This window comes from Rhodovulum sp. P5 (assembly GCF_002079305.1).
Taxonomy (GTDB): Bacteria; Pseudomonadota; Alphaproteobacteria; order Rhodobacterales; family Rhodobacteraceae; genus Rhodovulum.
In genome coordinates this window covers 1,547,725-1,572,310 of sequence record NZ_CP015039.1, presented here as the reverse complement: position 1 = coordinate 1,572,310, position 24,586 = coordinate 1,547,725, and the positions used below count along the sequence as shown (strand labels likewise).

At 67.0% G+C, this 24,586-nt stretch carries 26 protein-coding genes and 2 riboswitches; of the genes, 12 read left to right on the top strand and 14 right to left on the bottom strand.

What is annotated here, in order from left to right:
• Positions 1-100: 100 nt before the first annotated feature.
• The gene (locus tag RGUI_RS07700) at positions 101-973 is read left to right on the top strand and encodes a MurR/RpiR family transcriptional regulator (RefSeq protein ID WP_081532517.1); all 873 of its coding nucleotides are present in this window, start codon (positions 101-103) and stop codon (positions 971-973) included.
• Between the two features lie 10 nt (positions 974-983).
• Here the strand turns inward: RGUI_RS07700 and RGUI_RS07695 are convergent, their stop codons facing one another.
• The 9 genes from RGUI_RS07695 to RGUI_RS07655 all read right to left on the bottom strand — a co-directional run bounded on the left by RGUI_RS07695 (position 984) and on the right by RGUI_RS07655 (position 8,929).
• Positions 984-1,643: an adenosylcobinamide amidohydrolase gene (locus tag RGUI_RS07695; protein ID WP_156882902.1), complete on the bottom strand. Its 660-nt coding sequence runs from the start codon at positions 1,641-1,643 to the stop codon at positions 984-986.
• Positions 1,640-2,398, bottom strand: coding sequence for an ABC transporter ATP-binding protein (locus RGUI_RS07690; RefSeq protein WP_081532515.1), 759 nt, complete (start codon positions 2,396-2,398; stop codon positions 1,640-1,642). The genes RGUI_RS07695 and RGUI_RS07690 overlap by 4 nt, the downstream gene beginning before the upstream one ends.
• Positions 2,395-3,384 carry an iron ABC transporter permease gene (locus RGUI_RS07685; RefSeq protein WP_081536010.1) on the bottom strand — a complete coding sequence of 330 codons (990 nt, stop codon included), beginning with the start codon at positions 3,382-3,384 and terminating at the stop codon, positions 2,395-2,397. The genes RGUI_RS07690 and RGUI_RS07685 overlap by 4 nt, the downstream gene beginning before the upstream one ends.
• On the bottom strand, positions 3,384-4,217 hold the full coding sequence (locus tag RGUI_RS07680; protein ID WP_081532514.1) for an ABC transporter substrate-binding protein: 834 nt from the start codon (positions 4,215-4,217) through the stop codon (positions 3,384-3,386). The genes RGUI_RS07685 and RGUI_RS07680 overlap by 1 nt, the downstream gene beginning before the upstream one ends.
• A 2-nt stretch (positions 4,218-4,219) precedes the next feature.
• Positions 4,220-6,166 carry a TonB-dependent siderophore receptor gene (locus RGUI_RS07675; protein ID WP_081532513.1) on the bottom strand — a complete coding sequence of 649 codons (1,947 nt, stop codon included), beginning with the start codon at positions 6,164-6,166 and terminating at the stop codon, positions 4,220-4,222.
• Positions 6,167-6,301: 135 nt separating this feature from the next.
• Positions 6,302-6,506, bottom strand: a riboswitch (cobalamin riboswitch).
• A 74-nt stretch (positions 6,507-6,580) separates the two neighbouring features.
• Entirely contained in the window at positions 6,581-7,267 is a 687-nt protein-coding gene (locus RGUI_RS07670) for a TonB family protein (RefSeq protein ID WP_156882901.1), read from the bottom strand.
• Between the two features lie 165 nt (positions 7,268-7,432).
• Positions 7,433-7,837 carry a biopolymer transporter ExbD gene (locus RGUI_RS07665; protein ID WP_081532511.1) on the bottom strand — a complete coding sequence of 135 codons (405 nt, stop codon included), beginning with the start codon at positions 7,835-7,837 and terminating at the stop codon, positions 7,433-7,435.
• 4 nt (positions 7,838-7,841) lie between these two features.
• Positions 7,842-8,222, bottom strand: coding sequence for a biopolymer transporter ExbD (locus RGUI_RS07660; RefSeq protein ID WP_081532510.1), 381 nt, complete (start codon positions 8,220-8,222; stop codon positions 7,842-7,844).
• Positions 8,219-8,929: a MotA/TolQ/ExbB proton channel family protein gene (locus RGUI_RS07655; protein WP_081532509.1), complete on the bottom strand. Its 711-nt coding sequence runs from the start codon at positions 8,927-8,929 to the stop codon at positions 8,219-8,221. Before RGUI_RS07655 ends, RGUI_RS07660 begins: the two co-directional genes overlap by 4 nt.
• Before the next feature lie 37 nt (positions 8,930-8,966).
• Positions 8,967-9,179, bottom strand: a riboswitch (cobalamin riboswitch).
• Between the two features lie 251 nt (positions 9,180-9,430).
• On the opposite strand from RGUI_RS07655, the gene RGUI_RS07650 reads away from it, so the two are divergent.
• Together RGUI_RS07650 and RGUI_RS07645 are read left to right on the top strand one after the other, a co-directional pair.
• Positions 9,431-10,915 (top strand): SulP family inorganic anion transporter, encoded by a 1,485-nt coding sequence (locus tag RGUI_RS07650; RefSeq protein WP_081532508.1) that lies wholly within the window; start codon positions 9,431-9,433, stop codon positions 10,913-10,915.
• Positions 10,916-10,928: 13 nt separating this feature from the next.
• Positions 10,929-11,783, top strand: coding sequence for a universal stress protein (locus tag RGUI_RS07645; protein WP_081532507.1), 855 nt, complete (start codon positions 10,929-10,931; stop codon positions 11,781-11,783).
• Positions 11,784-11,938: 155 nt separating this feature from the next.
• Here the strand turns inward: RGUI_RS07645 and RGUI_RS07640 are convergent, their stop codons facing one another.
• The 4 genes from RGUI_RS07640 to RGUI_RS07625 form a co-directional block, all read right to left on the bottom strand.
• Positions 11,939-13,072, bottom strand: coding sequence for an aminotransferase class V-fold PLP-dependent enzyme (locus tag RGUI_RS07640; RefSeq protein WP_081532506.1), 1,134 nt, complete (start codon positions 13,070-13,072; stop codon positions 11,939-11,941).
• A gap of 115 nt (positions 13,073-13,187) precedes the next feature.
• Positions 13,188-13,958, bottom strand: a complete 771-nt coding sequence (locus RGUI_RS07635) for a FadR/GntR family transcriptional regulator (RefSeq protein ID WP_081532505.1) — start codon at positions 13,956-13,958, stop codon at positions 13,188-13,190.
• Positions 13,959-14,040: 82 nt separating this feature from the next.
• Positions 14,041-14,700, bottom strand: coding sequence for an OmpA family protein (locus tag RGUI_RS07630; protein ID WP_081532504.1), 660 nt, complete (start codon positions 14,698-14,700; stop codon positions 14,041-14,043).
• 109 nt (positions 14,701-14,809) lie between these two features.
• Positions 14,810-15,658, bottom strand: a complete 849-nt coding sequence (locus tag RGUI_RS07625) for a bifunctional helix-turn-helix domain-containing protein/methylated-DNA--[protein]-cysteine S-methyltransferase (protein WP_081532503.1) — start codon at positions 15,656-15,658, stop codon at positions 14,810-14,812.
• 140 nt (positions 15,659-15,798) lie between these two features.
• On the opposite strand from RGUI_RS07625, the gene RGUI_RS07620 reads away from it, so the two are divergent.
• From RGUI_RS07620 to RGUI_RS07610, 3 genes are read left to right on the top strand one after another with little or no spacing between them, the layout of a single operon-like run.
• The gene (locus tag RGUI_RS07620; RefSeq protein ID WP_081532502.1) at positions 15,799-16,452 is read left to right on the top strand and encodes a phosphoribosylanthranilate isomerase; all 654 of its coding nucleotides are present in this window, start codon (positions 15,799-15,801) and stop codon (positions 16,450-16,452) included.
• Between the two features lie 48 nt (positions 16,453-16,500).
• Positions 16,501-17,145: an endonuclease III gene (nth, locus tag RGUI_RS07615; protein WP_081532501.1), complete on the top strand. Its 645-nt coding sequence runs from the start codon at positions 16,501-16,503 to the stop codon at positions 17,143-17,145.
• Entirely contained in the window at positions 17,142-18,137 is a 996-nt protein-coding gene (locus tag RGUI_RS07610) for an adenosine kinase (RefSeq protein ID WP_081532500.1), read from the top strand. The genes nth and RGUI_RS07610 overlap by 4 nt, the downstream gene beginning before the upstream one ends.
• An 80-nt stretch (positions 18,138-18,217) precedes the next feature.
• Here RGUI_RS07610 and RGUI_RS07605 read toward each other — a convergent pair whose 3' ends face one another.
• Positions 18,218-18,421, bottom strand: coding sequence for a DUF1127 domain-containing protein (locus RGUI_RS07605; protein WP_081532499.1), 204 nt, complete (start codon positions 18,419-18,421; stop codon positions 18,218-18,220).
• Between the two features lie 324 nt (positions 18,422-18,745).
• Between RGUI_RS07605 and ruvC the strand changes: the two genes are divergently transcribed.
• The 6 genes from ruvC to RGUI_RS07575 all read left to right on the top strand — a co-directional run bounded on the left by ruvC (position 18,746) and on the right by RGUI_RS07575 (position 24,435).
• On the top strand, positions 18,746-19,255 hold the full coding sequence (gene ruvC, locus RGUI_RS07600; RefSeq protein WP_081532498.1) for a crossover junction endodeoxyribonuclease RuvC: 510 nt from the start codon (positions 18,746-18,748) through the stop codon (positions 19,253-19,255).
• The gene (gene ruvA / locus RGUI_RS07595) at positions 19,252-19,914 is read left to right on the top strand and encodes a Holliday junction branch migration protein RuvA (RefSeq protein ID WP_081532497.1); all 663 of its coding nucleotides are present in this window, start codon (positions 19,252-19,254) and stop codon (positions 19,912-19,914) included. Before ruvC ends, ruvA begins: the two co-directional genes overlap by 4 nt.
• 4 nt (positions 19,915-19,918) lie before the next feature.
• A complete protein-coding gene (gene ruvB / locus RGUI_RS07590) occupies positions 19,919-20,962 on the top strand; it encodes a Holliday junction branch migration DNA helicase RuvB (RefSeq protein ID WP_081532496.1) in 1,044 nt (347 codons plus the stop codon).
• Positions 20,963-20,964: 2 nt separating this feature from the next.
• Positions 20,965-21,810, top strand: coding sequence for a hypothetical protein (locus RGUI_RS07585; RefSeq protein ID WP_081532495.1), 846 nt, complete (start codon positions 20,965-20,967; stop codon positions 21,808-21,810).
• Positions 21,807-22,433, top strand: a complete 627-nt coding sequence (locus tag RGUI_RS07580) for a hypothetical protein (protein ID WP_081532494.1) — start codon at positions 21,807-21,809, stop codon at positions 22,431-22,433. The genes RGUI_RS07585 and RGUI_RS07580 overlap by 4 nt, the downstream gene beginning before the upstream one ends.
• A gap of 355 nt (positions 22,434-22,788) precedes the next feature.
• Entirely contained in the window at positions 22,789-24,435 is a 1,647-nt protein-coding gene (locus tag RGUI_RS07575; protein WP_081532493.1) for an IS1634 family transposase, read from the top strand.
• Positions 24,436-24,586 lie beyond the last annotated feature (151 nt).

Here is a 24,586-nt window from a genome sequence, read left to right as displayed (position 1 = left end):
CAGATTTCTTCAGGCGAACTCGACCTGTCAAATGAATTTCTGAAAATATCTCTTCAGCCGATTCACACCTGACGCTATATTGAGCAAAGGAGGCCGATCCGTGCCGGACCATGACGACACCATCGCCGAAAGGTTGAACGCCCGGCTCGATACGCTGACACGGGCAGAGCGGCAGTTGGCCGACACGATTCTGTCGAACTACCCGGTCTCCGGTCTGGGCTCGATCACGCAGGTTGCGCATAGCGCGGGTGTTTCAACGCCCACGGTCGCGCGGATGGTGCAAAAGCTGGGTTTCGCCGGCTACCCCGATTTCCAGGCGGCCCTGCGGGTGGAGCTTGAGGCGAAGATCTCCGGCCCCATCGCCCGGCGGGAGACATGGGCGGGTCATGCCCCGGGCGGGCATATCCTGAACCGGTTCACCGAGGCGGTGATCGACAATATCCGGCAATGCCTGTCGCAGATCGACCCGACCGATTTCGACGCGGCCTGCGATCTGCTGGCCGATCCGGACCGGCGGGTTCATGTCGCGGGCGGGCGCATCACCCGGGTGCTGGCCGACTATCTGTTTCTGCACCTCCAGATGCTGCGGCCGGGTGTCGTGCATCTGCAAGGCCAGTCCAACGGCTGGCCGCAATACCTGCTGGACGTGGCCGAGGGCGACGTTGTGGTGATCTTCGACCTTCGCCGGTATGAGAGCACGACGCTGAAACTGGCCGAGATGGCGACCGACCGCGGGGCCGAGATCGTGCTGTTCACGGACCAGTGGCGCTCTCCCGTTCATGTGCTTGCCCGGCACTGCCTGACGGGGCGCACTGTTGTGCCCTCGGCTTGGGATTCCGCGATTTCGACCCTTTTGCTGGTCGAAACCGTCGTGGCGGCCGTGCAGGAACGGACATGGGCCGAAACCCGCACCCGGATGGAGACGCTGGACGACATGTTCGACCGGACCAAGCTGTTCCGGAAGTTCACCTGAGATACTGACCTTAAGGGCCGTCGCCCAGCAGGTCGGGCCGGGTGGTCAGCCAGTCCGCCGCGGCTGCGTCCACGGCATCGTAGGTCGCACGGCCAAGCGCCTCTCCGATATCGGTATGAAGCCCGGCAAAGGGCAGATCGCCCGGCGGGGCCGCCAAGGCAATGCAATCGGTCCCGGTGCCCGTCGCCCGACCCTCGGGCAGGTCGAACCCAGCCTCGATGATCGCGGCGGTTCGGGCGGATGCGGCGATGGTCATCGCCTCGATCTGGGCGGCTTCGGTCAGCCCGGCGGAACAGGACAGCGCGATATTGATGGTTCCAAAGCGCGCCGGGTCGAAGCGTTGCCGGTGGCCGACCCGTTCGGAATTCGACAGGCCCACGGTGGCCAGACAGTGCACGGTCACCCGTTCGATGTCGGCGCGCGTCTGCGCGAAGCTTGCCACGCTGCGCGAGGTCAGCAGGGCCGGCGCGTCCGCCAGCCCCGCCGTGGCCAGTTCGGCCTGAAGCCACGCCGTCGCATCGACCTCCACCGGCAGATCCCGGTTGCGGACCTCGCGAAAGACGATCCGCCGGGCGGTCACAAATCCCGGACGGTTCAGCGCCCAACTCAGCACACGGTGCGGGGCGCCCAGATCGGCGATCAGCCACGGCGCGCGATGGGTGACCTTCACGGCGCGGGATCGGCGATGGAGAGCGGGTGCAGGATCAGCCCCTCGGGCGTTTCCTTGCGCCAGGCGGTTATGGCAAAGACATCGGCCAGCCGCTCGGCCGACAGCACCTGATCGGGTGCGCCTTCGGCCACCACGCGACCGGCCTGCATCAGAACAAGCCGGGTGCAGAACCGCGCCGCCAGGCCCAGATCGTGAAGCGAGACCAGAATACCCCGCCCCTCGGCCGCGAGATCGTTGAACACCGCCATCGTGGCAAGCTGGTGCGCGGGGTCGAGCCCGGCGATGGGTTCATCGGCCAGCAACAGCGGCGTGTCCTGTGCCAGCGCGCGGGCCAGCAGAACGCGGGCCTGTTCCCCGCCCGACAGCCGGGTGGCGATCCGGTTGCGGAAGCCGGTCAGGTCCATCCGTGCAAGGGCGCGGGCGATGGCGTCCTTGTCGGCGGCAGGCGCCCCGCCGCCATGGGGGTGTCGTCCCAGCGCGACAAGGGTTTCCACCGTCACGGGCCACGCGATTTCGCGGGACTGCGGCAACCACGCGGCCTGTCTGGCACGGTCGATGGGCGGCAGCACGGCCAGAGAGGACTGCCCGCGATGGGGCAGAAGGCCAAGGGCGGCCCGCATCAGTGTCGTCTTGCCCGCCCCATTGGGCCCGACCAGCCCCACGACCTCCCCCGGCGCCACGGAGAGCGAAACCCCGTCCACCACCGGGCAATCGCCCCGCCGCACGGTCAGCCCGTCAAGCGCGAGAAGCGTCATTCCAGATCCCTCCGCGTGCGATAGACCAGATGCAGGAACAGGGGCGCGCCGACGATCGCGGTCATCACGCCAAGCTTCAGGTCGCGGTCCGGCTGGATCAGGCGCACGGCCAGATCGGCGGCCAGCACCATCGCCGCCCCGCCCAGCGCGCTGGCGGGCAGCAGCCGGGCCGGGCGTGCCCCCACTGCGCGGCGCAACAGATGGGGCACGACAAGCCCCACAAAACCGACGGCCCCGGCCACTGCCGTCGCGGCCCCGACCATGGCAGCCACGCCCGTCACCAGCCGCAGCCGAAGCCGGCCAAGCCGGATGCCCAGCGCCTCTGCCGCATCCTCGCCCAGCGTCAGCGCATCCAGCCCGCGCCCCAGCGGCAGAACCAGCGCGGCCCCGGCGGCCATGAAGGGCAGCGCCAGCGCGACATGGACGAACGAGCGGTCCGAGACCGAGCCCAGCATCCAGAACACGATCTCGCTGGCGGCGAAGGGGTTGGGGGAAAGGTTCAGCGCCAGCGAGGTCAGCGCCCCGGCCAGGGCCGAGATCGCGATCCCGGCAAGGATCAGCGTCAGCGACCCGCCGCGCGGACCCGCCAGAAGTAACAGCAGCGCAACCGACACGGCCGCCCCGCCAAGCGCGGCGAAGGGCAGGGCGAGGGAAAGACCTGCGGTCACCCCGGTCTGGATCGACACCACCGCGCCAAGGGCGGCCGACCCGCTGACCCCGAGCAGGCCCGGTTCGGCCAGCGGGTTGCGCAGATAGCCCTGAAGCGCGGCGCCGCTGAGCCCGAGGCTGGCGCCAACCAGCGCCGCAAGGATCGCCCGCGGCAGGCGGATTTCCCGCATCACCAGCGTCAGCGGCCCGGAGTCGCCGAAGACCAGCGCGTGCAGGCTTTGCCCCGGTGCGATGTCGGCAGGCCCGAGCACGAGCGAGGCGACAAAAAGCGCCCCGACCAGCGCGCCAAGCGCGGCGAGCAGAAGGCGATAGCCGATCACTGTGCATCCTCCAGCGTCTTGCGGGCCGCGACCAGCCCGGCGATGGCGCGCAGCACATGGGGCGTGCCGCAGACCCAGTCCCGGTCGGCGAGCGGCGCGGTGCCGGCGCGCGCCTGCAGTTTCTTCAGGACGGGATGGGTCAGGATATCCTCTGCCCGGGAGGCGCCCGGCCAAGGTGTCGGCAAAACCACCAGATCGGGGTCGAGCATGACCAGTTGTTCCAGCGGGATGCGCCCGCCGACGCTCAGCCCAAGCTCTGTCGCCAGATTGTCGAAGCCCGCGGCCTCCAGCATCGCGCCCGACAGGCTGTTCGGGCCGGGGGTATAGCCCTGCGCGGTGTAGACCGCGGCGCGCGGCCGCTCGTCCGGGCTATCTGCGGTCAGGGCAGTCAGATCGGCATCGAACTGTGCCACGATCTCTGCCGCCGTTTCCTCGCGCCCCAGATGCTGGCCCATCTCGGTGATCCGGTCGCGGATGTCGTTCAGCGAATAGGCCGGCGCCATGGTCACCACCGGGACCCCCAGCCGGCGCAGCATCGACACCGTGTCCTGCCCGGTGAACTGCCCGGTGACCACCAGATCGGGGTTGAGCAGATAGATCTCCTCTGCCAGCCCGTGATTGTTGGGATAGGCTTGCGCGGCTTCGGCCATCACCGAGGTCTGGGGCTGTTTCGCGAAGACGGAGACGGACACCAGTTGCCCCGGCGCGGCCAGCATCAGGGCAAGCTGATCGGTGCACAGATTCATCGACACCACCCGGCTGGGTGCCGCATGCCCCGCCCCGGACAGGGCGAGGCCAAAGGCGGCAGCAAGGGGCAGCCAGCCACGCATCGTCAGAAGCGCGCCGTCAGGCCCGCATAGACGGATCGGCCGGGCGCGTCATAGCCGTAGATCTCCTGGTAGTCCTCGTCGAAGAGGTTGTCGATCCGGGCGGTCAGGGTCAGCCGGTCGTTCACTTCATGCTGAAGCGTCAGGTTGACCACGGTGTAGTCGTCCAGCCTGATCCGGTTCGCCCCGAGCGAGGCGGCGGTATAGTCCAGATCCCACAGCCCCGAGACATGACGAAGATCGGCCCCGATCAAGGTCTTGTCGTTGGGAAGCAGATAGGAGGCATGCAGGCCAAGCTCCCGCTCCGGCCGGCGCACCTCGACCTCGCCATCGGGATCGGTCGCGTCGAGCCATGTGTAGCCCGCCCCCAGCGTCAGGCCGTTGTCAAAACTGTATTCCGCCGACAGTTCGATCCCCTCGCGGTCGCTCTGGCCATCCTCGTTATAGGGGGTGGAGATGCCGGTGTTCACATCATAGGTGCTGGAGATCTCGTTGGTCAGGGTAGAGCGGAAATACGTCAGGTCGATCACACCGCGATCCCCCAGGAAACGCTGCTCGATCCCGATATCCCAGTCCTTGCTCTTTTCCGGTTCGAGATCGGGATTGCCGTTCCACATGCCGGGATTATAGCCGAACTGTTCGTACATGGTGGGGTTCTGAACACCGGTCCCGGCCGAGGCATGCAGGCGCGTGGTCTGGTTGGGCAGGGTGTAGGACAGGCCGAGGGACCACGTATCGGCATCGGCGAAATCGTCGTTGTCGTCATGGCGTGCGGTGGCCTGCACCGTCAGCGCGTCCTGCAGGAACGACCCGCGATATTCCAGCACATATCCCAGAAGGGTCCGCGATTGCTTGTCGAGCATGGAGGCGTCGAAGACCAGCGTCGCGTCGTTGTTCTGGAACGTCTCGCGCTTGCGTTCGATATAACCGCTCAGGACCTGGGCAGAACTCTCCACGTCCGCCCCGTCAAGGGCCAGGCTGCCGCGATAGCTCAGATCCGTGCGCGTCGTGGTGTAGTCAGACGTCGGCGTTCCCGACAGCGTGTGCATCGTGTCCATGTCCCCGGCGCTGTAGCGCAATTCGCTGCGGAAGCGTCCGTCCCACGCATCGGCCCGGGCGTGAAGCGCGCCGAAGATGTTGGTGACATCGCTTTGATAGGCGCCATCGGTGACAAGGTCTTCGGCGCTGGCCGCGCCCCAGTTGAACGCGTCGTAGTCCGACACCTGTTCGGTCCGGCGCAGCGTGGCGCCGATGGTGATATCCTCGGTCAGGTCGAATTCGGCACGGGCATTGAGCGTTGTGTTCGCGGTGCCGTCGGCACTGCCATCGGTGTCGTTGGAGATGTCGAAGCCATCGGTCACCCGGCGCGCTGACGAGAAGGAGAACCGCGCCCGGTCACCTGTGTAGCGCAGGGCGATGCTTGCGCCAGCCGTTTCCTGCGTGCCAAGGCCAACGGTCGCGGTCCCCTCGAACCCCGGCATGCTGGCGGTCTTGGTGACGATGTTGATCACCCCGCCGATGGCGTTGGACCCGTAGACCGAGGATTGCGGGCCGCGCAGAACCTCGATCCGTTCGATATCATCGGCCAGCAGGTTCGACAGGTCATACGCCCCGGTGGAGGGGTTCGACACGTCCACCCCGTCGATCAGGACAAGGACGTGGTTGTTTTCAGACCCGCGCATGCGGACCGCGGTGGCCGTACCGGCCCCGCCGCTTTGGCTGATGGCGACGCCGGGCAGGGCGCGCAGCGCATCGGTGACATAGCGGATCTGGCGCTCTTGCAACTCTTCCGCGGTGACAACGGTCACGGCCCGGCCATAACGCGCGGCTTCGATCGGTGTCAGGCCGGCGCCGACGATGATCTCGTCCAGCGTGAAGGGGTCTGTCTGCTGGGCAAGGGCGGGTCCGGCGGCCAGCAGGGTCGCGCCGGCGGCAAGCAGGGTGGTTTTCATGTCTTCCCCCGAACTGTGCAACCAAAGGCTGCACTTCTATTGTGTATGTCTTCGGAAGGGGTTGCCCGTTCCGCTGACGGCTCTCGTCGCCACCACTGCGGAATGGTCCGCCGTCCGCCGCGCGCCCCGCACGGGAACCGGGTGAGCCGTTCCGGCAGGTCTCCTGACTCGCGGGTCGTCGCAGTCACCGGCCTTCCCGCGGGGGTCCGCAGTGGCGTTGTCGGCGCTGCTCTCCGCTTACAGTTGCGGGGGCAGTCACGGACTTGGCGCACCGGGCGCCGCACCGTGTTCCCTTTTCACCACGCGGCGAACCGCGCGGACCAGAACGGGCGCATATTGCGCAGAATCACCGGGGCCGCCAAGGGGGGACCGCGCCTGTCATGCAACTGTGGCATGGCTGCATCCCGCGAACCTTCACGGTGCAAACCGGATCGGCAGGGTAAAGCGGTAGCTGCTGTCGGTCAGCCCTTTCGCGGCCCGTGCGAAGGGAGCGGCGGCGCGCACCGCGCCAAGGGCGGCCGCGTCGAGTGCCGGGTGCCCCGAGGTGCGCGCGATATGGGCGCTTTGCAGGCGCCCGTCGGGGGCCACGGTCAGGGCGATGGTCACGGTGCCCGCGGCACGGCCCGCTGCGCGCGGGTATCGCTTGCGCCGTTCGACACGGGCCCTGATCCCGGCCCCCCATTTCGCGATCAGGCTGTGGGCGCGGGCCTCTGACAGCGTCGATGCGGCCGGGGACGCGGCGCGCCCGGCATGCCCCTTGCCCCCGGTTCCCGCGGCCCGTTGCGGTGCCGCCGCAGGCGCGGCTGTTGGTGCCTTGGTCGCGGGGGCGGCGTGTGGCCGCGCCTGCGGACGGGGGCGGCGATGGGCGGGGCGTCGGCCGGTTCGGCTTGCGGCTGCGGCAGGGGCTTGGCAGGGGCTGGCACGGCCGGGGTGGGGGATGTGTCCGGCGCCGCGATGGAGGGCAGGGCGCTTGGCGCGGGAAGGGCGGCCAGCGGCGGGGACGCTTCGACAAACGCGTCCGCTCTGTCCGGAAGGTGAGGCAGCGCAAGGGGCGCGTTCGGTGCGGCGAGCGTCTGGACCGCCTCGGGCGGGTCTTCCCACGCGTCGACAAGGGCCGCCAACTCGGCCGGTGCGGCCTCGATCGAGGCGTGGGCCATCCCCCGTCGCCACCCCCGGCCGACCCGCCGTTGCCGGGGCGAAGGCCGACCGCGGCGAGGTGCAGCAGGACGGCCAGGCCAAGAAAGACCGGCGCTTCCAGCCAGCGTGTCATGGCCGCGACGTCACCAGCGACACGTCGCGCAGCCCCAGCGCGGCGAGTTGCGGGAGCAGTGCCGCGACCCTCGCCCCGGGCACCGCGCGGTCTGCGCGCAGCAGCACCTTGGGCATCGGGCCATCGCGTTCGGCATCGCCCAGCGCGACGCGAAGGGCGGTCAGGGCGGCGTCTTCCCCCATCGCATCGCGAAAGGCGAGTTGTCCGTTCGCACCGAGGTGAAGGACAAGCGGGCCGTCGGCCGGATCGCCGGCAGCAGCCTCCGGCAGGGTCACCGGCAACGGGTCCGGCGGGGCAACACGCGCCGCCAGCATGAAAAAGACCAACAGCAGGAACACCACGTTGATCATCGGCAGGACCATCTCGCGGCGGGGCGGGCGCGGGGGGGCAGGGATCAGCATGGGCCTATTCCACAAGCACCAGGCGGCTGAACCCGGCGGCCTCCAGCCGTTCCATCACCGCGATGACCCGCTGCAGATCGGCCCCGTCGCGTGCCCGGAGGACGACCATGTCGGCGTCGGAGGACATCAGTGGCGCCAGCCGCCCCGCGATATTCGCCCCATCCACGGCCACGCCGTTCAGGGACAGCGCATCGGGGTGGATATCGACCAGCCGGGGTGGGCCGGCATAGGTGCCGCCCGTCCCGGCAAGGGTCAGCGGCACAACCATGTCCGAACCGAAGCGGGAGGCGAGCATGAAAAACACCAGCAGCAGGAACACCACGTCGATCATCGGCGTCAGATTGGGCCGGCGCGGGCGCGGGGGCGCCCCGAAGGAGAAACTCATGCCGCGGCGTCGGGCCGTCTGCCCGGCACGAGCGCGGCGCGCGGCCTTGCCCGCAGGAAGATCACCGTTGCGGCGTCTTCCATGTCATGGCGCAGCCGTTCGGCGATGCTTTCGAACCACACCAGCGCGACAGAGGCGACGATGGCCACGGCCATGCCCGCCGCGGTGGTCAGAAGCGCCTCCCATATGCCGCCGGCCAGTACCGCGGCATCGGCGCGGTTGCCCGTGGCCTCCAGCGCCTGAAACGCACCGATCATGCCCATCACGGTGCCCAGAAGCCCCAGCAGGGGGGCGACCGTGGCGATCAGTTCCAGCGACCGCAGACCGGTGCGCGCCTCGCTCAGCAGTGCGCGGGCCACGCGGCCGGTTTCGGCCTCGGCGGCCTCGATGCTCAGGCCGGGATCGCGCAGGGCCCGCATCGCGGCCCTGGCCATCCGCGCCCGAAGCGACCGGCGCCCCTCGACCAGCGCCAGCGCCGCGTCATGGTTCCCCTGTTGCCAGAGTGCGGCCGCCTGCGCCGTGCGCCGCCCGCCCGAAAACGCCCCCGATGACAGCAAGCGCCACGTCTTCCACAGGACCAGCGCGACAGTCACGACCGAAAGCGCGGCTATGGCCCAGATCGCGGGGCCGCCCTTGTCGAAGAGCGCCGCAAGATCGGCGAACGGTCTGCCAAGGGCTGCGGCGAAGGGAGAAGAGGGTATGTCCATGGCGTTGCGGCCTCCTGCCGGGGCGCCCCGCCCCGGGTTCGGGTTGCGATGCGATGGCAGGTCTCCTGACTTGCGGGTCCTCACAAGCGCCGGCCTTCCCGCGATCTGTCGCAGTGGCATGATCGGCGCTGCTCTCCGCTCACAGTTGCGGGGGCAGTTGCGGATTTGGCGCATCGTAGGGCGCCGCACCGCATTCCCTTTTTCCCGGCGGACAGGTCCGTATCGGGAAACCATCACCTTGCAGCTATCAAACCCGGGGCCTGTCTGTAAATCGGAAAAGGGCGGATGCGCCGCGCCGATGGGCAATCCGGCGGGGGCCGCGCGGGAAACGGCCGCCTTTGCCGGTTTGCCTTCGGGCGCAACTTCTGTATCCAAGGCGCGACTCGCCCGGGTCCGGTGTTTCACCGGGCGGCCGCCTTGCGCGCCAGTGGTCCGGACCATCGACAACCCAGAGCGTCAGCCGCCTCAGCGGGGCTGCGGCGCCCCACCAGCGGGGAGATCATGAAAGCACTTTACGCCTATCGCGACCAGTGGTTCGGCAATGTGCGCGGCGACATCCTTGCGGGGCTTGTCGTGGCGCTGGCCCTGATCCCCGAGGCCATCGCGTTCTCGATCATCGCGGGCGTGGACCCCAAGGTCGGGCTCTACGCCTCCTTCTCCATCGCGGTCATCGTGGCGATCACCGGCGGGCGGCCCGGCATGATCTCGGCCGCGACGGCGGCAACGGCCGTGCTGATGGTCACGCTGGTGAAGGAGCACGGTCTGCAATATCTGTTGGCCGCAACCGTGCTGGCAGGGCTGATCCAGATCGGGGCGGGGCTTGCGAAGCTGGGGCACCTGATGCGCTTCGTCTCGCGATCGGTCATCACCGGCTTCGTGAACGCGCTGGCGATCCTGATCTTCCTTGCGCAGGTGCCAGAGTTGATCGGGGTGACGTGGATCACCTATGTGATGGTCGCGGCGGGGCTTGCGATCATCTACCTGTTCCCGCTGCTGACGACGGCGGTGCCCTCGCCGCTTGTGACCATCATCGTGCTGACCATCGTCAGCATGGGGTTGGGCCTTGATGTGCGCACGGTCAGCGACATGGGCGCGCTGCCCGACACGCTGCCGGTGTTCCTGATCCCCGACATCCCGCTGACCCTGGAAACGCTGCAGATCATCCTGCCCTATTCCATCGGGGTCGCGGCGGTGGGGCTGCTGGAAAGCCTGATGACCCAGACGATCGTGGACGATCTGACCGACACGACCAGCGACCGGAACCAGGAATGCATCGGGCAGGGCATCGCCAACACCTGCACCGGGTTCATCGGCGGCATGGCGGGTTGCGCGATGATCGGCCAGTCGATGATCAACGTGAAATCCGGCGGGCGCGGGCGGCTCTCGACGTTCACCGCGGGCGCGATGCTGTTGTTCCTGATCGTGGTGCTGGGCGATCTGGTGGGCCAGATCCCGATGCCCGCGCTGGTGGCGATCATGATCATGGTTTCGATCGGGACGTTCTCTTGGTCCTCGATCCGGCAGTTGCGCGACCATCCCCGGTCGTCGTCCATCGTGATGCTGGCGACGGTGTTCTTCGTGGTCTACACCCATAACCTCGCCATCGGGGTGCTGGTGGGTGTGCTGCTTTCGGGCATCTTCTTCTCGGCCAAGATCGCGCAGCTTTTCCGCGTGACGTCGGAGATTTCGCCGGACGGGCGCGAACGCACCTATGTCGTCGAGGGCCAGCTTTTCTTCGCCTCGACCGAAGAGTTCATGAAGGCCTTCGACTTCAAGGAGGCGCTGGAGCGCGTGACCATCGATGTCAGCCGCGCCCATATCTGGGACGTCTCGTCCGTTGCAGCGCTTGACATGGCGGTGTTGAAGTTCCGGCGCGAGGGCGCCGAGGTCGAGATCAGGGGCATGAACGAGGCATCCGAGACCATCGTCGACAAGCTGGGCGTGCATGACAAGCCCGGCGCGATGGAAGACCTGCTGGGGCACTGAGGGGGTAAGGGAAATGTCCGGTATTCTGATGGCGCTGGTCGACGGCTCGGCCTATTCCGAAAGCGTGTGCCGCCATGTGGCGTGGATCGCGAAACGCACCGGGGCGCAGGTGAAACTCTACCACGTGCTCGACCCGCGCCGGGCGCAGGGGCAGCGGGACCTGTCAGGCTCGATCCGGCTGGGGGCGCGGTCCAACCTGATGAAGCAGTTGTCCGACCTGGACGAGCAGCACGCGAAACTGTCTCAGGCGCAGGGCCGCGCGATCCTGGAAGATGCCAAGGCCCTGATCGAGGGCGAGGGGGTGGCCGATGTCATCACCCGGCTGCGCCATGACGACATCGTCAACACGGTGGAGCAGAAGGAAGACGTGGCCGACATGATCGTGATCGGCAAACGGGGGGAGGCCGCGGGGCTGGAAAGCCCGCATCTTGGGTCGAACTTCGAGCGGATCGTGCGCGCCAGCCACAAGCCCGTCTTCGTGGCAAACCGGGCGTTCGCACCCATCAAGCGGGTGCTGATCGCCTATGATGGCGGCGTGTCCGCGATGAAGGCGGTCGACTACGTGGCGCGCGACCCGCTGTTTTCGGGGCTGGAGGTCGTGGTGGCCACGGTGGGCCATGAATCGGCGGACCTGCGCAAGGCGCTGGACAATGCGCGCGCGACCTTGAACGCAGGTGGGCACGAGGCCGAGGTTCGCACCCTGAAGGGCGCCCCCGACAAGGCGCTGGCAGAGCTGGTCGAGACCGGCGGGATCGATCTGCTGGTGATGGGCGCCTATGGTCATTCCCGCATCCGGACCATGGTCATCGGCTCGACGACGACGGAGATGATCCGCTCCTGCAAGGTGCCGGTCGTCCTGATGCGGTAGGCGTGCACCGCGCATTCTTGCCGCCTTTGATCGAGAACCGGGCGAAGGAAGCTGGCCGAAGGCCGCCGCGCCTTCGCCCGTCGATCGCGCACCTTCGCGCGTTGCTCTGGCCGTTATCCTCAGACTGAAATGGTCAGGCGCACGGGCGGCCGGTCTCAGCCCGCCAGCACCCGCTCCAGCACCGGGCGAAGGCGGGCCAGCGTCGCGTCCACATCGGCCAGCTTGTCGAGGCCGAAGAGACCGAGCCGGAAGGTCCGGAACTCGGCACCCTCACCCACCTGCAACGGCACGCCCGCGGCGATCTGCATCCCCTCGGCCAAAAACTTGCGGCCGTTCTGGATATCCGGGTCGCTGGTGAACGACACCACCACCCCCGGCGCGCCAAAGCCCGGGGCCGCGACTGAAACCACGCCCATTCCGGCCAGCATCTCGCGCACCGCATTGCCCAGTGCCCATTGCGCGTCTTTCGCGGCGTCAAAGCCCATCGCCCTGGTCTCTGTCATCGCATCACGAAGCCCCACCAGCGCATCGGTTGGCATGGTGGCATGATAGGCATGTCCGCCATCCTCATACGCCTTCATGATTGCGCGCCATTTCTTCAGGTCCATCGCGAAGGAATTCGACGCGGTGCCGTCCAGCCGTTCGGCCGCAAGGGCCGACAGCATCACCATCCCCGCCGAGGGGGAGGCCGACCAGCCCTTTTGCGGGGCCGAGATCAGAACGTCCACGCCGGTTTTCGACATGTCCACCCAGACGCAGCCCGACGCGATGCAGTCGAGTACCATCAGCGCGCCGACCTCGTGCGCGGCCGCGGCCATCTGCGTGATGTAGTCGTCGGGCAGGATGATGCCCGAGGACGTCTCGACATGGGGGGCGAAGACGACTTCCGGCTTGTCGTTCCTGATCGCGGCGATCACATCCTCGATCGGCGGCGGCGCGAAAGGTGCCTGCGGTATGTTGCCGGCGGGGCGTGCCATGACGACGGTCGTGTCCGCGGCAAAGCCGCCGGCCTCGAATATCTGCGTCCAGCGGTAGGAGAACCAGCCATTGCGCACGATCAGCGCGCGGCGCCCGGTTGCGAACTGGCGTGCCACGGCCTCCATCGCGAAGGTGCCGCCACCGGGCACCAATGCGACGGCCTCTGCGCCATAGACCTCGCGCAGCATGGCGGAGATATCGCGCATGACCCCCTGGAATTTGGCCGACATGTGGTTCAGGGACCGGTCGGTGAAGACCACCGAGAATTCGCTCAGACCATCGGGATCGACATCGGGACGCAAGCCGGGCAACGCGGGACCTCCTCTGAATTTTCCCTATCACGTCTAGGACCCGGAACGCCGGTCCGCCAGTCAAAAAGCCGCCGCTGGTTCCACATGGCCCGATGCAGGCCCGGGGAACCGGCGGTCAGGTCTTGCCCAGTTCGTGTTCCAGCCGCTGGCGCGCCACGGCCTCGTTCCGTTCGGACTGAAGCTGCGCGCTCAGCGCTTCTTCGACATAGTCGAGGTGCCGTTCCACGGCGGTCCGGGCGCCCGTGGGGTCGCGGGCCTGCAGGGCATCGTTGATCGCGCGGTGCTGGTCCAGCAGCATGTCGCGGGTCGTGCGCTGGCCGAACATGATCTGCCGGTTGTAGAACACGCCCTGCCGCAAAAGATCGAACATCGCCCGGATCATGTGCAGCATGACCACGTTGTGGCTGGCCTCGATGATGGCGAGGTGAAATTCCGCATCCAGCCGCGCCTCGTCCGTCGGGTCGCGCTTGTCGTGGGCGGCTTCCATCTTGGCAAGGATCGCGCCGATGACCTGCAGATCGGTGGTCGAGGCGAGAAGCGCCGCGCGTTCGGCGGCCAGCCCTTCCAGATCGCGCCGGAAGGCGATGTAGTCGAACAGCGCCTCCTCATGGGTGCCCATCAGCCGGATCAGCGCGTCGGAAAAGGCTGCGCCCAGCACCTCGGCCACATAGACGCCCGCCCCGGCCCGGCTGACCAGCAGGCCACGGTCCTGCAATTCGGAAATCGCCTCGCGCAGGGAGGGGCGGGAAACGCCCAGCTTTTCCGACAGGTCGCGCTCTGACGGCAGGCGCTCGCCCGGGCGCAGGATACCGCGCAGGATCAGCAACTCGATCTGCCGCACCACGGCATGAGAGAGCTTTTCGGGCTGGATTTTCTGAAATGGCATGTTGGCTGCTCCGAACCGGTCAAAATATATGACCGCTTCGGAGCGGGAACAATGGCAAATGCTGGGCCTTGCGCCGGGCGGCTTAGGCCATCGGGCGAATGATGATCTCTACCCGGCGGTTCTGCGCCCGGCCCGACGCCGAGAGGTTGGAGGCGACGGGCTGGTCCTCTCCGCGCCCATAGGCCCGCACGCGGGATGGCGCGACGCCCGAACGGGTCAGGACGGCGGATACCGATGCGGCCCGGCGGGCGGACAGGTCCTGGTTATAGGCTGCGGCGCCGGTGTTGTCGGTGTGCCCGATCACGTCGACCGTGGTCTGCGGATAGTCGTTCAGGCTGCTGGCCAGCACGCGCAGGTCGGCCTGCAGGTCCGGGCGCAGGGCCGCGCTATCGGTCGCGAACAGGATGTCCTGTGGCATGGTAACCACCAGTTCCGACCCGGTGTTCACGACAGAGATCCGGTCATCGCCAAGGTTGCCGCGCAATTCCTGCGCCTGCTTGTCCAGTTCGTTGCCGAAGGCCGCGCCGATCCCGGCCCCGATGGCCGCACCCACCAATGCGTCGCGGGCATCGTGCTTGCCGCCGCCGGTCGCGATCATGCCGGCCAGCGCCCCCGCACCGGCCCCGATGGCCGCGCCCCTTTTGAGGTTGCTGTTGGAATCGCCCGAGGTGGTGTCCACGCAGGCGCTCAGGCCGATGGCGCCAATCGCAGCAAGGATGACGGGATGTCTTGCACGGGTCATGTCTGCTCTCCTACCCTGTCCGCTTCGTTGCGGTTTACCCCGTTAATATAGGCCAGTCCGCCCGGCTTCGCGAGGGAGCAGATTTCACGGGCGGCGGTTCGGCGCCCGTTCAGCCGGCCTCGGCATCCGCCCGGGCCCCTTCCCAGGCCAGCAGCGCGCGCTTGACGGGCAGGCCCCAGTGATAGCCCCCAAGGGCGCCGGTCTTCCGCAGGGCCCGGTGGCAGGGAATGAGATAGCTGATCGGGTTGCGCCCCACCGCGGTGCCCACGGCGCGCACGGCCCGGGGGTTGCCGATGGCGCGCGCGATTTCGGAATAGGTGGTGACATGGCCGGAGGGCACGGACAGAAGCGCCTCCCACACCTTGATCTGGAACGGGGCGCCGATCAGGTGCAGCCGCGCCTCGCCCGATTGGGCAAAGGCAGCCGCGACCAGCGGCGCAAGGTTTTCGGGAGCCTCGACATACCGGGCCTCGGGCCAGCGCGCGGCCATGTCGGCAAAGGCGGCGTCGCGCCCGGTTTCCTCGGTGAAGGCAAGGCCGCACAGGCCCTTGTCGGTGGCCATGGCCAGCGTGTCGCCGAAGGGGCCGTCGAAATATCCATAGGCGATGGTCAGCCCCGCGCCCTTCTGTGCGTAGTCGCCGGGGCTCATCGCCTCCCACTTCAGAAACAGGTCGTGCAGCCGCCCCGATCCCGACAGGCCCAGCGTGTCTGCGGCGGCGAGCGTGGTGAAGCGGTCGCGCATCAGCGACCGCGCGTGGCCGAGCGTCAGGTATTGCTGATACCGCTTGGGAGAGACGCCGACCCAGCGGCTGAACACCCGCTGGAAATGTGCGGGGCTCATGGTCATTTCGGTGGCCAGCGCCTCCAGCGACAGCGCCTCGCCCCCGGCTGCGTCGATCCGGTCGATGGCGCGGCGGATGACCGCGAAATGGTAGCCCTCGGTTTCGTCTCTCGGCATGGTCCCGCTCCCTTTTGCGCGATCAAGGATAGGCGGGAGAGGCGTGCGCGGCGACCCGAAACCTGCGCCAAAGTGAGGGTGGAACCGTGCAAAAGCGCCTGCACATTGATCGGCACCTGGCAGGCCGCTAGCCTGCCGCCATGCGTGTCAGAATCAAGATCTGCTGTATCGCCACGCCCGAGGAAGCGATGCTTGCCATACGCCTTGGGGCAGATGCCCTCGGGCTGGTTGCGGCCATGCCCTCTGGGCCCGGTCCGATCTCCGATGATGCGATTGCCGAGATCACGGCCCTCGTCCCGCCACCGGTTGCGACCTTCATGCTGACGGCCGAGACCACGGCGGAGGCGATTGCGGCGCATATCGACCGAACGGGCCCCTCGACGGTTCAGATCGTCTCTCACATCGCGCCAGAGGAATCCCGTGCGCTGATGACTTTGCGTCCCGATATCCGCAGGGTGCAGGTGATCCATGTCGAGGATCGGGGCGCGCTGGACCTGATCCCGCATTACGCGCCCTTCGTTCATGCCTTCCTGCTGGATTCCGGCAGGCCGGGCGCCTCGGTGCCGGAACTCGGCGGAACGGGGCGCCCCCATGACTGGTCGATCAGTCGGGATTTCGTGGCGGCCAGCCCGCGGCCGGTGTTTCTTGCCGGGGGTCTGACTGCGGGCAACGTGCGGCAAGCCGTGGAACAGGTGCGCCCGTTCGGGCTGGATCTGTGTTCGGGGGTGCGAACCGATGGCAAGCTGGATGAGGTCAAGCTGCGGGCCTTCATGCGGGCGGCCAACGGGTCATAGCCGATCCGCATCTTGCCCCCGGCGTCCCCAGCAGGCATACGAACCGCCATGGCAAAGCCGCTCGACTATCACACGATCAAAGAGATCTTCACCCGCTTTCAGGCCGAGGAGCCCGAGCCGAAGGGGGAACTGGAACATGTGAACGCCTTCACCCTTCTGGTGGCCGTGGCTTTGTCGGCGCAGGCGACCGATGCGGGCGTCAACAGGGCGACGCGCCCGCTTTTTGCCAAGGTGGACACGCCAGAGGCGATGCTGGCGCTGGGGGAAGAAGGTCTGATCGAGCATATCAAGACCATCGGGCTTTACCGCAACAAGGCGAAGAATGTGCTGAAGCTCAGCAGGATCCTCGTCGACGAATATGATGGTGAGGTGCCGTCGTCCCGCGCGGCGTTGCAGGCGCTGCCGGGCGTGGGGCGCAAGACCGCCAACGTGGTTCTGAACATGTGGTGGGGGCTGCCGGCGCAGGCGGTCGATACCCACATCTTCCGCGTCGGCAACCGCACCCGCATCGCGCCGGGCAAGACCGTCGATATCGTCGAGCGCGCGATCGAGGACAATATCCCGGCCGAGTTCCAGCGCCACGCCCATCACTGGCTGATCCTGCACGGCCGCTACGTTTGCAAGGCGCGCAAGCCGATGTGCCCCAACTGCCTAATCCGCGATCTCTGCCCCTGTGAGGACAAGACAGAATGACCAAACCCTACCACGTTGTCGGCATCGGAAACGCGATGGTCGACGTTCTCGCCCATGCCGAAGACAGCTTTCTGGAAAGCCACGGCGTCCAGAAGGGCATCATGCAACTGATCGACATGGAACGGGCCGTGCACCTGTACGGCCAGATCGGCCCGGCGCAGGAAATCTCGGGCGGGTCGGCGGCGAACACCATCGCTGGCATCGCCCATCTGGGCGGGCGCACCGCCTATGTCGGCAAGGTCAAGGACGACCAGTTGGGCGCGATCTTTGCCCATGACCTGCGCGCGCAGGGGGCCGAATACGAAACCCCGATGGCACCCAACGGGGCAGAGGGCGAAACCGGCCGCTGCATCGTTCTGGTCACCCCCGATGGTGAGCGGTCGATGAACACCTATCTCGGCGTGACCGAGCATTTGACGCCGGCCGATATCGACGAACGGCAGGTGGCCGGGGCGGAGTGGATCTATCTGGAAGGCTATCGCTTCGACGGGCCTGACAGCCATGAAGCCTTTGCCAAGGCCATCGGCGCGGCCAAGGCCGCCGGGGGGCGTGTGGCGCTGACCCTGTCAGACCCGTTCTGCGTGGAACGTCACCGCGACGCCTTCCGCCGCATGATCCGGGCGGATGTGGACCTGTTGTTCGCGAACCGGGCCGAGATGCTGTCGATGTACGAAACCGAGGATTTCGACGAGGCGCTTGCCCGCGCCGCGGCCGAGATCGACATCGTCGCCTGTACCGACAGCGAGAATGGCGCCCATATCCTGTCGGCGGGCAATCGCTGGCACGCGCCCGCGGTGCCGACACAGATCGTCGACGCCACCGGGGCGGGCGACCTGTTCGCAGGTGCTTTCCTGTGGGGGCTGACGGCGGGGCACGATCTGGAAACCTGCGGGCGCATGGGCTGCGTCGCGGCAAGTGAGATCATCAGCCATATCGGCGCCCGGGCCGAGGCCGACTTGCAAGCCCTGTTCAAGGACCACGGGCTGCTTTGATCTGCGGGTAGCGGAAAGACAATGGCCCCGTGGCGTCTGCACACGGGGCCCCAAGCTCTGGTGGTGACGGCGAGATGCCCTTAGCGGGTGATCCGGTCGATATCGCCGCGGCACAGGCCGATGTCGTAGAGTTCGCGGTCAGTCAGCTTGGACAGGGCATTGCGGGTGATGCGCGCATCGTTCCACGCCGCGATGCGCCCGATGACATCGGGAACAAGCCGGTTCAGACGCGCCCCGATAAGGTGGCCGTCCATCTGCGGGCGGGTGTGATCGTAAACAGCCATTGACGTCGTCCTTCTCTGGGATTTCGAGTTTTCACTCTGCTCAATAATTCCGCAACTAGGTGGACAAAGTGTGGCGTGCAACAGGGTATTTTCGCATGTGACCCATGCGGATTCCGCATGTTGTTCCGATCTGCTAACAGTTTGTTACCGAATGTAAAATCATGCATGCGATGATGTCGTTTCCAGACTTCCGCGTGACGGTTTCAGACCGGATTTGCCGGTCTGGCCCTGTCGCCGGGCCGATACGCTGTCGGCATATTCTTGCTGGCCGATGTTCGCGTTTCGTGCTAATCGGTCACAAAACTCACAACGAACGGGGCGCGCATGCGGGTCTTGGGCATCGATCCCGGCCTTCGCAGCACCGGCTGGGGCGTGATCGAGCAGGCGAACGGGCGACTCACCCATGTCGGCAACGGCATCTGCACATCGTCCGGTGATCAGTCTCTGGCGGAACGGCTGCTGTCGCTGCACAGCCAGTTGTCAGAGGTGATAGCGCGACTGGTGCCAGAGGCCGCGGCGGTGGAACAGACCTTCGTCAACCGTGACGGGGCCGGCACGCTGAAGCTTGGGCAGGCACGGGGCATCGCGCTTCTGGTGCCGGCGCAGGCGGGGCTGGACGTGGGGGAATACGCCCCCAATGCCATCAAGAAGGTCGTGGTGGGCGTCGGGCATGCGGACAAGTGCCAGGTCGATCACATGGTGCGGCTACAGTTTCCGGGGATCGACATCGCGGGGCCGGATGCGGCCGACGCGCTGGCCGTGGCGCTTTGTCATGCGCATATGCTGGCCGCGGGCAACCGTCTGGCCGCCGCGCTTGCGAAGGCAGGCCAATGATCGGGCGGATTTCCGGGCGGCTGGTCCATCGCGGGGCCGACCATGTGATGATCGACGTGGGCGGCGTGGCCTATGTCATTCATGTCTCTGACCGGACGCTTGCCGGCCTGCCGGGGGTGGGGGAGGCCGCGGCGCTGTTCACCGATCTTCTGGTGCGCGAGGACCTGTTGCAGCTCTACGGGTTCCCCACGCTGTTGGAGCGGGAATGGCATCGCCTGTTGATGGGGGTGCAAGGGATCGGGGCCAAGGCGTCGATGGCGATCCTCGGGACGTTGGGGCCCGATGGCGTGGGACGTGCCATCACGCTGGGCGACTGGGCGGCGATCAAGGCCGCGCCCGGAGTGGGCCCCAAGATCGCACAACGCGTGGTGAACGAGCTGAAGGACAAGGCCCCGGCCGTGATGGCCATCGGGGGGAGCCTCGCGACCGGTGCCGGGGAAACGCCTGTTGCCGCGGCGCCAACCCCGGCTGTGCCTGCCGTCCCGCCAGCGCCCACAACCGCCTCGGCTCAGGCCGACGCGCTGTCGGCGCTGGGCAATCTGGGCTATGCGCCGGCCGAGGCCGCACAGGCCGTGGCCCGTGCCGCCGGCGATGCACCCGATGCCGACACGGCGGCGTTGATCCGGGCGGCCCTGAAACTGCTGGCACCGAAAGGGTAGGGCGATGACCGATCCCGACCCGACCCTGCGCCCCGAACATCAGCCCGGCGATGGCGACCGCGCCTTGCGCCCTCAGACGCTCTCCGAATTCATCGGGCAGGCGGAGGCCCGGGCCAATCTGCGGGTCTTCCTTGAAAGCGCCCGGATGCGGGGGGAGGCGATGGACCACGCCCTGTTCCACGGCCCGCCGGGTTTGGGCAAGACCACGCTTGCGCAGATCGTCGCGCGCGATCTGGGCGTGAACTTCCGCATGACCTCGGGCCCGGTGCTGGCCAAGGCGGGCGATCTGGCCGCGATCCTGACGAATCTAGAGGCCCGCGATGTCCTGTTCATCGACGAGATCCACCGGCTGAACCCAGCGGTGGAGGAGGTGCTGTATCCCGCGCTGGAAGATTTCGAACTGGATCTGGTGATCGGGGAGGGGCCAGCCGCGCGGACCGTGCGGATCGAGTTGCAGCCCTTCACGCTGGTCGGCGCGACAACCCGGCTGGGCCTGCTGACAACGCCCTTGCGCGACCGGTTCGGCATCCCCGTCCGGTTGCAGTTCTACACGGTCGCCGAACTGGAACAGATCGTCGCCCGCGGTGCGCGCCTGATGCAGGTGGCCGCCGACCCCGATGGCGTGCGCGAGATCGCCAAGCGGGCAAGAGGCACGCCCCGGATTGCCGGGCGTTTGCTGCGCCGGGTGGTGGATTTCGCACTGGTGGAAGGCGATGGGCGGATCTCCCGTGCCGTGGCCGATCACGCGCTCACCCGGATGGAGGTCGACGCGCTGGGCCTTGACGGGGCCGACCGGCGCTATCTGCGCATGATCGCGGAAAACTACGGCGGCGGCCCCGTGGGGATCGAGACGATGTCCGCCGCCCTGTCGGAATCCCGCGATGCGCTGGAAGAGGTGATCGAGCCCTATCTGCTGCAACAGGGCCTGATCCAGCGCACGCCCCGCGGCCGGATGCTGGCCCACAAGGCGTGGACCCATCTCGGCCTTGCCGCGCCGCGTGACCCGGGGCAAACCGGACAGGGAAGTCTTTTCGAGAAAGGGTCCTGATCATGCGTGCCCTCGCTGCAAGTCTTGCGCTCTTGCCCCTGCCCTTGCTGGCGCAACCGGTCAGCTTGTCCGACATGGCGGCGGTCCAGACGCGCTATGGCCTTGTGTCCGTCGCCCCGAGTGGCGCGTTCGAGAAAGGCCTTTACCTGAACGGCACCGGGCAGCCCCTTCTGACCGATCGGTATCTGTCGATCCTCGGGGCCTTTGCGCTGCAGGGGGAAGATTTCGACTGGGTTCTTGTCAAAGGGTCCGGCGGTGGCAATGCCTGCATCGGCTACAACATGCTTCTGCGCATGGCGCCCGGGCAGGTGACGCGGACAGACACCTTCGGCCCCTGTCTTGGCGGGATCGAAGAGGTCCGGCTGGAACCGGGGCGGATCGTCGTCGATTTCGACGTGCCCGATCTTTCGGTCGCTCTGGAACGCTACGTCTTCGATGGTGCGACGCTGACCCAAACGGACATCGCGGCGGACCGGACGCCCGTGGCCCCCGCAGGCGCCGGGGCCGATGTGACGCGCTGGGTGAACCGCCGCCCGGTCGAGCTGTTTCACGACCGGGGCGAACAGACCCGCTTCGGTTCCATCATGTCGCTCGATCAGTTCAACGACCTGATGTTCCTGATGGGCGTCGGTGACCGGGCAGAGCAGCGCGGCGGATGGGTCTTCGGCGCGGGCTGCACCCCCCATCAATGCAATTCCAGCAGCGGCTTCTGGGGGCTGCGGATCGCTGACGGCGCGCCGGTCGCGGCGCATTTTTCATCGGACGGGCCGTCGCACTGGTACGGCCGGCCAGAGGTTCTGGCCGACCCCGCGGTCGCGGCCTTCGCGGCGGAGGTCGTGCCAAGATGACACCCGAAGACGTGACAAACCTCTTCACCCGCTCGGACGGGTCCTACCTGTTCGCCCGGTGGGGACGTCCCATCGCGCCGGTGGTGTTCGGGGTGGACGACGCGACGCTCGCCACTGTCAAGGGTGCGTGCGAGGCGGTTGTGGCGTTGGCCGGGCACCGGATGGCAGAGACCGATCCGGAACTTGGAACGAACCTGATGATCTTCTTCTTCCGTGACTGGGCGGAGTTGACGGCGGTGCCCGACCTCGACCGGCTGGTGCCTGACCTTGGGCCGCTGGTGGCGCGGTTGCAGGCGGCCGGGGCCAACCAGTACCGGTTCTTCCGGTTCGATCAGGCGGGGGCGATCAAGGCGGCCTTCGTCTTCGTGCGGATGCATGCGGGGCTGTCGGCCCTGCCGGCCGAGACGGTGGCGCTGAACCAGATGGTGCAGACGATCCTTTTGTGGTCCGACACGGCGTTTGCCGACCAAAGCCCGCTGGCCCGCACCCCCGACGGCACTCTGGTCCTGCGGCCCGAGATCGCGGCGGTGATCCGCGCGGGCTATGACCCCGTGATGCCGGCGATGGCGCAGGACGCCAGCCACGCGCTCAGGCTGGCGGCGCGGATGGGGCGCGTGGCGTGAAACGGCGGCTGGAGGACTTCGAGCCGCTGACCCCGGCGGAGCGACAACTACGGGACAAAGCACATACCGGGCTATGGTTCTTGGTATATGGGGGCCAACGCCCACAATGCGACGCGGATGAACGGCGACAGGTTCGAGGCGAGTTTCTTCGCTATCTAATACTTGGGGGTTGTGACGCCTTACCACCGAACTTCGACAAAATCCGGGGGAATCTGCGTGAGCGCGTTCAGCGCAGGTATGGGATTTCAATAGCTTAAGGCGCGCGAGGTGGGCAGTTCGGCCGAAGTCGTGTAGTTACACGTTATGATGTTTAAGACCCTATGAATGCGCCCAAACGTGCGATATCCTGCATGCCATGTTCACGCGCATCACCGAGAGCGGCGGGCGTCGCTATCTGCAGATTGTCGAGTCCTTCCGTAACGAGGCGGGCAAGCCCCGGCTGCGCGTCGTGGCCAATCTGGGGCGCGTGGACGGGATGAAGGATGGCCAGCTCGATGCGCTGATCCGGGGGCTCAGTCGCGCCGCGGGTCGGGTCGAGCCCGAGAAGGCCGAGATCACCTACGAGGCGGCGCGCAGCTATGGCGACGTCTTTGCCCTGCACGAGTTGTGGAAGGACCTTGGTTTCGATCATGCCCTCGGCCGTGCGCTGCGTTCCGGCAAGCGGAAAGTCGACGTGGAGGCGCTGGTCCGCGCCATGGTGTTCAATCGGTTGTGCGACCCCACAAGCAAGCTTGGCTGCCTGCGCTGGCTGGAAACGGTCGCGATGCCGGCGATGCCGGACACCGTCACGCATCAACATCTGCTCCGCGCCATGGATGCGCTGATGGACCATGCCGAGCGGGTCGAGATGGAACTGGCCAGACAAATCCGTCCGCTGGTCGATCGGGACCTGGCCGTGGTCTTCTACGACCTGACCACGGTGCGCATCCATGGCGACGGAGAGGTTGACGACGACCTCCGCGCCTATGGCATGAACAAGGAAACCGGTGGCATCGCCCGGCAATTCGTGCTCGGCGTCGTGCAAACCGCCGACGGCCTGCCGCTCATGCACACGGTCCACCCCGGCAATGTCGGGGAGACGAAAACCCTGCAGGGCATGCTGCAGACGGTGTTGCAGCGGTTTCCCGTGCAGCGTGTCATCCTGGTCGCCGACCGTGGCCTGCTCAGCCTTGAAAACATCGACGAACTGACCGCCCTGGCCGATCAGGACGACCGCAAGCTGGAGTTCATCCTCGCCGTCCCCGCCCGTCGCTATGCCGATCTGGTCGAGACCTTTCGGGGCCTTGCCTTCGACGAAGGCGGCCTGGCGGAAAGCAATTTTGCCGGCCATCGCCTGATCGTCGCCCATGATCCCGTTCGAGCCGCCGACCAATCCGAACGACGTCGCGCCCGCATCGCCGAACTTGAAGCCCAGGCCGAAAAGATGGTCGCCAAGCTCGATGCGCAAGACGACGGCCAGACGGCGCGGGGCCGCCGCGCCTCCGACCGCGGCGCCTATAGCCGCTTCACGCGCGCCGTGGCCGAGGCCGAACTGACCCGGTTCCTCAAGGCAGACCTGCAGGCCGACCGGTTCAGCTACAGCATCGACGAAGACGCCGTCGCCCGAGCCGAACTCTTCGACGGCAAGCTCGCCCTGCTGACCAATGCCCCCGACCTGACGCCGACCGCAACCGTGACCCGCTACAAGTCGCTGGCCGATATCGAACGCGGCTTCCGCGTCCTGAAATCCGATATCGAGATCGCCCCCGTCCACCATCGGCTGCCCGACCGCATCCGCGCCCACGCGCTGATCTGCTTTCTCGCCCTCGTCCTCTACCGCGTCATGCGCATGCGGCTGAAGGCAAAAGGACATGACGCCAGCCCACGAACCGCCCTCGACATGCTCGCGCGCATCCACCGCCACGAAGCCCGGATCGCCGACCGAAAGCTCGACGGCCTCACCACCCCGACCCCCGAACAACTGGACCTCTTCGACACCCTGAACCTGCCAAAACCCGCCTGATCACCCTCGCGTAGTTACATTTTGGCCAATCTCGCCATAACGATATCAATCACTTACGCGTTTTACTGGTGAACTTGAGTTACCAGAACCAGTTTCGGAAAAAGGCATTCGGATTTCGGGTGTGCGGATAACTGGACGTCTGGACCTAGAA